General features: G+C 57.3%; 6 protein-coding genes. 3 read left to right on the forward strand and 3 right to left on the reverse strand.

Going from position 1 to position 11,798, the window contains the following annotated elements; genetic code table 11:
• Window positions 1-229 precede the first annotated feature (229 nt).
• Window positions 230-679, reverse strand: a complete 450-nt coding sequence (locus tag L107_RS05250; protein ID WP_159816809.1) for a hypothetical protein — start codon at window positions 677-679, stop codon at window positions 230-232.
• Window positions 680-1,272: 593 nt separating this feature from the next.
• Entirely contained in the window at window positions 1,273-1,491 is a 219-nt protein-coding gene (locus L107_RS05255; RefSeq protein ID WP_159816811.1) for a hypothetical protein, read from the reverse strand.
• A 2,006-nt stretch (window positions 1,492-3,497) separates the two neighbouring features.
• Here L107_RS05255 and L107_RS05260 point away from each other — a divergent pair.
• The 3 genes from L107_RS05260 to L107_RS16910 all read left to right on the forward strand — a co-directional run bounded on the left by L107_RS05260 (window position 3,498) and on the right by L107_RS16910 (window position 10,665).
• Window positions 3,498-3,722 (forward strand): hypothetical protein, encoded by a 225-nt coding sequence (locus tag L107_RS05260; RefSeq protein WP_159816813.1) that lies wholly within the window; start codon window positions 3,498-3,500, stop codon window positions 3,720-3,722.
• A 159-nt stretch (window positions 3,723-3,881) separates the two neighbouring features.
• The gene (locus L107_RS05265) at window positions 3,882-7,340 is read left to right on the forward strand and encodes a TM0106 family RecB-like putative nuclease (protein WP_236550522.1); all 3,459 of its coding nucleotides are present in this window, start codon (window positions 3,882-3,884) and stop codon (window positions 7,338-7,340) included.
• 454 nt (window positions 7,341-7,794) lie between these two features.
• Window positions 7,795-10,665, forward strand: a complete 2,871-nt coding sequence (locus L107_RS16910) for a tetratricopeptide repeat protein (protein WP_304523539.1) — start codon at window positions 7,795-7,797, stop codon at window positions 10,663-10,665.
• Window positions 10,666-11,035: 370 nt separating this feature from the next.
• Here L107_RS16910 and L107_RS05290 read toward each other — a convergent pair.
• Window positions 11,036-11,798 (reverse strand): IS3 family transposase (locus L107_RS05290; RefSeq protein WP_159816817.1); only part of this gene is annotated, 763 nt, incomplete at its 5' end.

An 11,798-nucleotide genomic window follows, 5' to 3' on the forward strand; every position in this document is an offset into this window, starting at 1 on the left:
ACATGTCCATGCCTGGCCGCCTGATCACCCCCTCCCAGCTGGCTCTGTTCAGCCGCAGCCCGGTGATTGGGGCCTGGTGGGAGGAGCTGGCTGCCCCGCTACCTCTCGCTCCAAAACCGGGTTAGGGAGCATTCAGCTCTCGGCTGGCGTTGAACTCAGAAGCAGCTCGTTGAGCTGCTCCGCGGACGAACCAATGAGCCTGAAGTATGAATAATAAGCCTTAAACTTCTCAATCTGACCCAAGAAGTCTGATCACCTCATCTTCGTTATGCTGCCGCAAATCGAGGCCATTCTCAGAATTATACTCCTCGATGGAAGCAAAGCCATCCATTGAAACTGGAAGAAAGGCGTACTCGAGTGAGTCAAAGTATAGTCTATCTCCTTTAAGAAAGACTTGCTTGCCATAATAGCGATCAAGGCTTTCGTTGGCTTTCGCTTCGTTATTGCCTTCAACGCCGTCCAATGCACCGTATTCCCTTACATCATATTCTCCAGTCGATTCGTCATCGCTATCCTCTTCTGCTAGATCTTCGTCTAGCCACTTGACAGCGGTCATTCCTGGGTGATCTCCTTCATTTGGATCTTGAAATATCGAATAGATGGTCTCTTCTCCAGAAACCGTTGTAACATAGACAACAAACTGCCTAAGAGTAGTTTGTTCAACGGGAAGCGAATACACGAAACTGACTCTGTTTGCAATTTTATTGTAGCCTATTGATCGTTCATAGACTTGGGGAAGCCATGGATGAAACGCCGACCAAAAGCCCTATCGCTGCACACAGACCCAAGGGCCCGCCACTGCTGCAAGGGCTTTGGCCGAACCTTGCGCTGTATTCGATGGCGTCAGGGAAGGCGCTTGACGATTGCCGTGCAGTAATGGGATTCCCATGGTCGTCGATACAATTCGGCTTTAGACTGATTGTTTCGCGCGGCTGTTGCACCGAATTGATGCCTGGAAGATCGGGGATTCGATGAGAGTCACTCGCCATGGCAAGATTTCACATATAGACCATTGCATTAAAAGACATAGACGTACGAGGCAGCGTCTCAAGGTCCGCCTTGTGCAGTTCGATCTCCTCTTGAGACAGTGTCGCCCTAAGAGAACCCAATGACCCAAGCCTGCAGAATTCGATGACCTCGACGCCGCTATAGCGGTCCCTGGGAGGTGAGATTCAAACTAGACCAAACCAATCTCAGCATGGCGATCAGCCGAGCATGATGAATCGTGATCGTCAGGCCTTGCATGGTTGTGGACATGCCGGAAGCCCGTGATCAGGCCTGGGCATAGGCAAGGCGATCGCTTAGCGATTGACGTTCATCCGGCGTCATGTGTGGTTCCAAAACAGCCTGCAGCTCCTCACAGGCCTTGAACACCAACTGTTCGACTTCTCTAGCATCGGAATTGTGTCGGAACAGCTTTTGCATCGACATCAGGCGGGCACAGTGGTCCATGTAGACGTTTCTGAGATAGTCATCGCTGAGATCGCTCATGGAAGGCATCTGATAGCTTGCGCAATGATTACATGAAGGACAAGGCAGGTCAGCCTCGCTTTCTCGTCCATGTTAGCAATGGCCACCGACTAAGGGGAGCTGGCTACAGCGCAGGCAGCTTGTGATTCAGACTGCTTAGGGAAACCCGGTGAAACAATGGCTTGAACAGCTACTGCGTTCTGAATATGCTGGATCTGTTATCCGGTAGCACTAGGTAATTATATCTGCGGGATCATGAGATCTCCATGCTCATGAGTGACTAGTACAACTTTAGAATAGATCCCTTTGGTCAACTCAGTCCCTATTGTGGTGGGCCAAATGTGGACCCAGGAAAATGAACCAGTCCATATGGCAGCTTACCTGTTGGCAAGAGCCTTCAAGAGAAGCCCCCTAATCCGTTGCCGAGAAGCACAAGGTGAGATCATCCGCAAGCTGAGCACCGGCGAGCAGTGCCTCAACCAAGGCCAAAATCTCCCTACAATACAACGAACTCTGGAAACTCCAAGAAAGCACTTAAAGCCTGCAATATTAAGTCCTAAGCGAAGATGCCATGCACCTTGGAAGAGAGCCTTTTCCTAGTTCTCACTCATCTAGCGTCCATCCTGGTGGAGATCTGGGTGACAGGGTTGCCAAACTGGTATTACAGTCAAATCAGCTTCGTGAAACTTAGTGATGTATTCGCTTGGGACTTGGGGGGATTGGCAGGATTCCTGGCACAGATGTCCTCATGTTTCTCAACCCAGGTCCAAGGCCTCCAATGTCCTCTTGGTGGCTCCTTATCACAGAATCTACATGTTGGCAGTTCAGTAGTTTTCATTATATTCACATTGGAAAGCCGGTTCTGATGTTGGCTTGCAATCGGGACGCGGCATCCGAGTTTTCTAAGTTTAGCAGGGCGTGCGCCACAGGGTGGCTTGGGTCCAGGATCCGTGAATCACATCACTGGGATTAGCAGTAAGACCACTCCCTTGGATCCCTCGGAATCGAATAACTTCTTTCCGACTAATTTGAAGCCTCATGTCCCAATGGTTTTGATCCATACACGACTTGATAATCCGGGTAAAGCTTATGTAGGTCGATCATGATTCTGGCGTGGTACAATAGTGAAGATACTCTGTCCGTGACACGGATTTCTTTGGTTGAGTGAGAGACGCTGTATCCATAACGAGCCTCAGTCTTTTTCTTAGTCATTTGTTTTTAGGATTCTCCTTGCAGACTTCCTCGTGCTTTTCGATCCAGGTAAAAGGTCTCCAATGATCTCTTGGTGCCTCTTCCCCGCAGAATTTGCACACCCTCTTTCTGACGTTGTTCACAGTGTTCATACTGACGAGATTGTTTTCTGGTGGGTATTTAATCAAGGTCTGGCACCGGCAAGTGTTGACCTTGATCTTGGCAGGCCTTGTGCCCCGCCTAGGCACAAGGCCCAGCATGCGTGAACCTCCATTATCCCTCCTCACAGGCATCCACAACAGGCGCTCCACCAAATCCCTCGGAGAGGAGCGTAGCGAACGCGCAATGGCTCGACACTGCTTACGACTGCTAGGTTGAAGGTTCGTGCCTGGAGTGGATCAGCGCGCGTTGTAGTGGGCTTCTCAGCGGGGGGGGGGCTGGGGCGAGGGGGTGTCACTTTTCGCTTTTAACTCCCACCCTGTCCCACGAGAGAGGTGTCGACCATGGATGGAGCGCTGATGCCAGGAGCTGAGCTCAGCAGATCTATCTCATCCTTCGCTGGCGGGGATGCAGCTGCGGCGGTGCTCGTAGATTCGGGTGGTAGCGACATCGAGCCAGAGATGGACAAACCTTTTGACCCCAGGAGCGGGAACGCCCGTTACCGATTCCGCAATGGCGTGCCCCTTGATCCCTGCGAAGGCCTGCACCCGGAAATGGGAGTCGACTTGACAGATCTGCCCCTGATGCCCACTACACCCTCCAGCCCCCAGCAGTTGTTTGACATGCAGAGCCAGGAGCAACGACCTCAGAAGCCTGAACGCTCCCCGAGCCCTAAGGTGGAGAAGGCGCTCGAGCTGATCGGCAATCTCGACACCACCGCTGGCGAGGATCAGCAGATCGCCGTGGCGATCGTGCGCCACCTCGAGTCTTTCCACGATGACGTGGTGAAGGAGATGCAGGACGACGCCGACGCCAAGCACTCCCAGATCGTCAGCTGGGCTGTGGATGCTGATCGGCTCTATCGCGCGCGCGTGCTGCTGGAAAACGTCGATCTGGAGTGAGCTCATCCGCTCCACTCCGTCCGTCGCTGCCCCCACATGTCCATGCCTGGCCGCCTGATCACCCCCTCCCAGCTGGCTCTGTTCAGCCGCAGCCCGGTGATCGGGGCTTGGTGGGAGGAGCTGGCTGCCCAGAGGCTCTTCACGCAGCAGCGCCCGGATGTGTCCAGCCTCGATGAGCTGCTGTTCGCTTCTGGAGTTGAGCATGAGCAGGTTCTGCTGGCTGATCTGGAAGCCGAAGGGGCGGATGTTCATCGGCAGAAGCCTGTGGATCCCGATGGCCCACCCCAGGAGCAGGACTACGCCAACACCCTGGAGGCCATGCGCGAAGGTCGCCAGTTCATTCATCAGGCGGCACTGCGCAATGGCGAGATGCGCGGCTGGGCCGACCTGCTCCAGCGTGTTGACGACACAAACTCACGGCTGGGTGGCTGGAGCTATCTGCCGATCGAGTGCAAGCTCTCCAGCCATCCCAAGCCGATCTACCTGGTGCAGGCCTGTGCCTACTGCGAACTTCTGGAGCCGTTGCTGGGCCACCGTGCTGAGGAATTTCGCCTGTATCTCGGGGGCAAGCGCTTCCGTAGCTACTCCAGCTCCACCTTTTGGGCCTGGTACGAACAGCTACGCCAGCGCTACCGCGACTTCCGCGCCGGTTTCGATCCGTTGGGCGAGCCAGAAGACGAACCAGGGGACCACGGCCTGTGGACGGCATTCATCGACCAGCGGCTGGAGGAGAAGAAGGACCTGATCCTGGTCGCCGGAATGCGCCGCACGCAGCGCGCCAAGTTGCGTGCGGCCGGCATTCCCACGATCGATGCTCTGGCGGCGTTGGCACCTGGCTCCAGTGTCAGCGGACTGGATCCAGAGATTCTCGAGCGCCTGCGTGAGCAGGCCGAGATCCAGACCGTGCCAGCCCAGGCCGATGGCCGTCCGGCCTACCGGGTTCGTCCTGTGGATCAGCAGGAGCGTGGCCTGGCGGCCCTGCCGGCGGCTGATCCGGGGGATGTGTGGTTCGACATGGAGGGCTACCCCGATCCGATCACCAACACCAAGCTCGAGTACCTCTTCGGGGTGTGCTTCCGCGATTCAGGCAGCACTGACATTGCCTTCAAGGCCTGGTGGGCCCATGACCCGCCGGCAGAGAAGGCAGCCTTTGAAGGACTGGTTGATTGGATCGCCGAACGTCGGCAGCGCCATCCCGCCCTGCACGTCTACCACTACGCCAGTTATGAGAAAACAGCCCTCGGCACCCTCGCCTCACGCCATCAGACCCGTGAACGCCTGATCGATCAGTGGCTCAGCGAGGGGGTGCTGGTGGACCTCTATCCGATCGTGCGCCATAGCCTGTTGCTGGGAGCGCCGAGTTATTCCATCAAGAAGGTGGAGCTTCTCTACCAGCCGGCCCGTGAGGGCGCCGTGGAAACGGCTGCGGATTCTGTCGTTCAATACGCCGAATGGCAGCGTTCAGGTGAATCACAGATCCCTGGTGAAGTGCCCGCCGGTAGCCCACGTCTGCAGGCCATCGAGGATTACAACCGTGATGACTGTGTCTCCACCGCCAGGCTGCATGACTTTCTGCTGGAGCAGCGACGGCTGCTGGATTTACCAGATCAGCCTCTCGTGCTGCCTGGCCGGCTTGAGGAAGCGGCCGAGTTCGGTGCAGGAGACGCTGCAGAGAGCCCCCAGGCCAGGCGCAACCGTGAGGCGATCGAAACCCTGTTGCGGACCTCCGAGGTCTTGCTGAGGGAATTGCCAGCAGAACGGAGGGATACGCTCCAGCCACCGCCTCCAGGTGTGGATGAACAGGCTGAGGAAGCCATCAAGGCAGCCGAGGCGGAACCGGGGCCTCGGGGGCTGAGCATTCGCTTGCACCGCCTTCTGGCTCAGCTGCTGCCGTTCCATTTACGCGAGCGCAAGGTGGAGTGGTGGGCTTTCTTCGAGCGGCTGGAGCAGAACCCCGACGAACGCTTTGCCGATGCCGAGGTGATTGCCGCCGCCACCCTGGAGTCCATCGAGGAGAAGGAGACAGCTCGCGCAACCCACAAGGAACTCACCTACCGCTTCGACACCGAGCAGCCGCTCAAACTCCGGAATACAAGCGGCAACCTGCTGCGGCTCTACCTGCCTGAAGAGGAGCTTTCCCTGGCCGCAGAGCTGGACGATGACGACGGAAAGGTTGTGCTGAAGCTCCCCGGCAAAAAGGAACGTGAGCGCGCTGACGCCGGCCGCCCGATCTCTCTCCCGGCGCGTACGGACCTGGTCCTGTTTCCGCCCGACATCAGCCAGCACCTGAGGGCCCATCTGGCCCGTCAGGCCAGCGGCTGGGTGGATGCGAAGGAGCCATTGCCGGCAGCGATGCAGCATCTGCTGGAGCGCCGGACGATGCCAGAGCTGGAGCCGATCAACGCACGGACACGCCAGGATCCGGGCCGCACCCCAGCTGAGCTGGCGGGGTTCCTGGCCACCGCCAACGGTGTGGCCCTGGCGTTGCAAGGCCCACCGGGCACCGGAAAGACCACCGTCACCGCTGAGCTGATCGCACAGCTGGCGGCCCGGGGCCAGCGGATTGCCGTGAGCTCCAACAGCCATCCGGCGATCAATCACCTGTTGAGGCGGTGCCAGGCGGCGATGGAGATCAATGGCAACAAGGCAAGGGTGGTGAAGTGCACCGGCAGCACCGCTCGGCCCGAAGACGAGGAGGGTGTTGAAGGCACAGCGATCTCCTGCGTGCAGCAGAAGCACCTCATGCCGGAGATGGCGGTGGTGGGAGGCACGGTCTTCGTGTTCGCCAAACATGAGGGTGACCCCTTTGATCTGCTGGTGATCGACGAGGCCGGCCAGGTGTCACTGGCCAATCTGCTGGCGATGGCGTTCTGTGCACGCAACATCCTGGTGGTGGGGGATCAGCAGCAGCTCAGCCAGCCCACCCGCGCCGCTCACCCGGGAGACAGCGGTCTTTCCTGCCTGGACTACGTGATGGAGCAGCACGCCGTCGTCCCACCGGATCGGGGCGTGTTCCTGGCCACCAGCTGGCGCATGGCGCCGCCGCTGGCGCAGGTGGTGTCCGAGCTCTTCTACGAAGGAGAACTGACGGCAGCCCCCGCCAATGCGGCCAACCGGGTGGAGTGGAGCGGGGCGGCCCAGGGACTGCTGTTCCAGCCGGTCCTTCACAGCGACAACAGCACCGGCTCCGATGAGGAGGTGGAGCAGGTGGCGGCCCTGATGGCGGCGCTGCGGGGTCAGCCCTTCCGGCGAGCGAGCCGCGCCGGGCTCGAATCAGGGGTTCTCGATTGGAGCGAAATCCTGATCACGGCTCCCTACAACGTGCAGGTTGCCCGTCTGAGGCGGCGGCTGGGCCCTGAGGCCCGCATCGGCACTGTCGATAAGTTCCAGGGCCTGGAGGCTGCGGTGGCGATCCATTCGCTCACCTCCTCCGATGCAATGTTGGCACCGCGAGGGCTGGGGTTCCTGCTCGACCCCCATCGGCTCAATGTGGCGATCAGCCGGGGGCAATGCCTGTCGATCGTGGTGGGCAGCCCCTCGCTCGCCAGTGGCATCGCCACCCAGGTGGAGGAGGTGATCCAGCTCAATCGACTGTGCCGATTGATGGGCAACAGCTGAGGAGTGCAGTAAGGCAAAGGAATGCGAAGCCAAGAGATCCGGGCAAAGCCCACTCTTGCATGAGGGCCCACAGGCTCCGGATAGCGGGAGTCTTCTGACCAGATAATTGTCTCCTCTATGGTGGCGATATCGCTTTGAGGCAAACGTGGGTTGCTTTGCGTTTGCGATTAACGAGAAGACAACCACACAGTTCATCCCCCTCGAGAGCACAGGCTCAATCTCCACTGCTAAGGCTTCAAAGGCCGTTGGTGCTTCTAACTGTTCCAAAAAGGACTGATTGTGGCTCGTCGGAGCAGCCAATCACACCACACTACAGCTTGGCTACTTCAGATTGAACTCGACGTCTTGGCGTTAGTCGCCATAAGGAAGATGTTGAGTTGGCAAAGACCTGGGCTCGGCGGAGGCTCCAGGACTGTAACAGTTCATAAAGACAGAGATTCGGTCCGTAGGTATCTTGCTAGACAGCAAGTGGGAGTCCTCGAATAACAGCTGCAATCCACAAACGAATAGCCAGTATATACAAGTATCGGTCTTCACTCAACAAGTTGTCGAACTACTCCCTCGTCCATTAGCTGGTCATCAAACCATGCCAATACTCAATCTCACGAGCATCTGCAACTACTGCTACATCCTTGTCACTTCGCTGAAAGAAATCGAAGAAAGTCAGCAGGAAGATGGCGACGAAGATGAGATTGAATACGATGAAGAGTTTCCCGTACTGATGCCAGCATTCTCCGACCGCAATTGGGAAAGGGTTCTTCAAGAGAACATAAGTCCCAATCTGTATCCCATCAAGGTTCAGATACGCCAGTGGCACGAAGTCTTTCTTGAGCTTGAAGGCTCCTCCTATCGCTTCTACAGTGATGGACATGAGGAGCTATTTGATCCTTGCGAAGGATTCGATGAATCCTGGGATTACGTCTTTCAGCCAATACCGGATCAGAGCGATAAGTACCTTGGAGGCATACAGCCAATCACCCTGACGAACAGATACTTGATCATGAAGAAGGTGACAGTCTATGGGATTAATTGCGACGATTACTCCGATTGCGGCATTGTCACCATTGCCAATCAAAGGCCGTGGGAGGAAGAAGAGCCCTACTTCTTTGCCAATGATGATGGCGATTATTGCCTGACATTTCTGAAGAGCTGTTTCAATGGCTCTTTTGTGATGGAAGTGCATTCCATAACAGACTTTGCCGTTACCCTTGATCCTCATTCAAGTGAGTTCACCTACACGATCGATAGCAAGGAAGATGCCATGGATTTTGATTGTTATCTCTTTGATAAGGATGGTGACCAAATCATCGCTGATGAAATCAGGAATCACCCCAAGTACTCAACAGTTGTATTCAGCAACTCCAAGCCGGTGGCAACCCAGATCAATGCCCCTAAGGTCGATGGCGACCCCAGCCACGCCGATGTCACGGATGTGCGCCTCGGCCGCTCGTTACCAGAAGGATGGCAAGCGGCGGTGAAGGAAGACAGCGCTCTGCTGCAAGCGGGCGGATCGTATCTCGATGTGAACCGGTTGGGGGGTGACGCGGTGGGGCAGGTGCCGCATCGCATTCTTTCGCGCAAGGCCTGTGATGCAATCTGTGCGCGGATCAGGGCGGATAGGGTTATCCCGTTGTGGATCCCGCCGGAGGTGCTTGAACACTTCGAACCGTACCATAAGTGGAACCATGTGTATTGGTATGTGCCGTGGGTCGTCCTTGCCAATGGCATGAATGGCCCCATGTGCGTCGAACTCGAAGGGCTTTCCATCGCGGACGCCGACAGTTGCTTTCAGTTAGGCGTCAGTGCGGATAACCTCGCCTCGGTGCCGCACACCGTGGCGCGGGGATGGTCGCCTGATCCCGTCAAGAGTCCGGGGCCAATGAATCCACGGTGGCGCGAATGGACTCTGCTCAATGTGGATGGATCCGCGGCTTCAATCTTTGAGCACCAGCCTGATCATGATTGCGGCTTCTATCTCGACATCGCGGCGACGATCCTCGAGGTTCAGTGGCCCGTCATCGAGCGTTCACGGAACAGCGGACTCGTGGAGTATTTAGCAGACGACCCGAACAGTCTCCGCTTCGAACGACTTGAAGATGTGGTGACGTGGGGATTCGAAAGTGGATCCTCTATCAGTAAAGACTCAAATGCAGAGAAGGTGAAGAGATATCGGAACGCAGCCGAGAAGGGTGATGCAATTGCCCAATTCAATCTCGGCGTGATGTATGCCAACGGGAGAGGGCTAGAACAAGATTATGCCGAGGCAGTGAAGTGGTATCGCAAGGCTGCCGATCAGGGGGATCCAGACGCACAATTCAATCTCGGCCTGATGTATGCTAATGGACAAGGAGTCGCTCAAGACGACGCTGAATCGGCGAAGTGGCTTCGCAAGGCTGCTCAACAAGGCTATGCAAGGGCGCAATTCAATCTCGGTGTGATCTATGCCAATGGGAAAGGGGTAGATCAGGATAATGCCGAGGCGGTGCTGTGGTACCGCAAGGCCGCCGAACTAGGCCATGCAATGGCGCAAATCAATCTCGCTGGGATGTATTTAGAGGGCCGAGGGCTGGCTCAAGACGCCGCCGAGGCGGTGACGTGGTATCGCAAGGCCGCTGAGCAGGGGGATGCTGACGCGCAATACAATCTCGGCATGATTAATGCCAGTGGCCAGGGGGTAGCTCAGGACAACGCCGAAGCGGTGAAGTGGTATCGCAAGGCCGCCGAACAAGGCCATGTAAGGGCACAATTCAAAATTGGTGTCATGTATAACAATGGAGAAGGGGTAGATGAAGATGCTGCCGAGGCAGTGAAGTGGTATCGCAAGGCCGCCGAGCAAGGCCATGCAGCTGCGCAGTTCTATCTCGGAGTGATGTATGACAATGGAGAAGGGGTAGATGAAGATGATGCCGAGGCAGTGAAGTGGTATCGCAAGGCCGCCGAACAAGGCCATGCAGCTGCCCAGTTCTATCTCGGACTAATGTATGGCAATGGAGAAGGGGTAGAGCAGGATGATGCCGAGGCGGTGCTGTGGTATCGCAAGGCTGCTGAGCAGGGCAATGCAGCCGCGCAATTCAATCTCGGGGTGATGTACGACAATGGCCAAGGGGTAGGTCAGAACGATGCCGAGGCCTTGAAGTGGTATAGCAAGGCCGCCGGACAGGGCATTGCAGAGGCACAATCTAATCTCGGCCTGATGTATGAGATGGGCCGAGGGGTAGATCAGGACGAAGCCGAAGCTGTGAGGTGGTATCGCAAGGCTGCCGAACAGGACGATGCACAAGCGATAACCAAGCTCGCCTTGATGCATAAACTGGGCAAGGCTTAGCCTAGGGCGCTGTAAACCAGGTTAATCCAGATACACAGCAGACGCTCAATATTAAGAGTGAAATTGGACACCCACTAGCTACGGAAGATAACGAGGTCTTCAACCTTTTTCGCAGGGCAGCTGAACAAGACGATGCCAATGCCCAATGCAATCTCGGCGCTTTGTATCACAATGGACGAGGAGTGGCCCCAAACGCTGATGCCTAGGCCGTGAAGTGGTATCGCAAAGCAGCTGAACAGGGCCTTGAAGCTGCTAATTGCATCTTGGTGTGATGTATGACACTGGGCGAGGGGATGTTGAGGATATTGCTGAGGCCAGGTGACGTGACCCCCTTTATCGGTCCAGGCCTTATGAGAGTGGGTGGATGTGGTCATGCGGCAGCTCCCTGTTGAGCTGCTTCCAGGGGCGTACGCCCCTGGAGGGCCGAATGCGGCCTGAGCGAGTTGTAGTCCCAGCGCCAGCGATCGGCCAGGATCTGAGCCTCTGGGGCTGTGGTGAACAGCTCGGTGTTGAGGAACTCATCCCGGAACCGGCCATTGAACGACTCTGCGAATCCGTTCTCCCATGGGGATCCCGGTGCGATGTAGGCCGTGCTGGTGGTGGTGCTGGCCTCACACCAATCCCGTAGAGCCTGCGCAATGAACTCCGGCCCGTTATCGGACCGGATGAACGCTCGCGCCGGGTAGAGGCTGGTGAGCTCCTCCAGCACCGTCACCACGTCCTTGGCCTTGCACCGCCTCCCCACCCGGATCGCCAGGCAGAGGCGGCTGTGCTCGTCGATCACGTTCAGGAACTTGAGCCTGCGGCCATCGGCGGTGGCGTCGAACTGGAAGTCCATGGCCCACACCTGGTGGGGATGCTCGGCCCGGTGGCGCCGCACTGAGCCGTCGGCGGGCCGGGCCCGCTTGCGCTTCCTGGGAGTGGGCCGTTGCAGGCCTTCCTCCCGCCAGAGCCGTTGCACCCGCTTGTGGTTCACCGTCCAGCACTCGCGCCGCAGGAGGCGGTAGGCCATCCGGCGGCCCCAGCGGATGTGATCCGCTGCGATCTCCCGGAGCTTGGCCTCCTCAATCGAGACAACCTTGCCGGGATGACGCTGGGTGCTGCGGTGCTGGCCCACCACCCGGCAGACGAGG

The sequence above is a fragment of the Cyanobium sp. Copco_Reservoir_LC18 genome (genome assembly GCF_009834675.1).
Lineage (GTDB): Bacteria > Cyanobacteriota > Cyanobacteriia > PCC-6307 > Cyanobiaceae > Cyanobium > Cyanobium minutissimum.

Coding starts and splice junctions, on each gene's coding strand:
- L107_RS05255 (WP_159816811.1), bottom strand. CDS start 1,491: ATGAGCGATCTCAGCGATGACTATCTCAGAAACGTCTACATGGACCAC.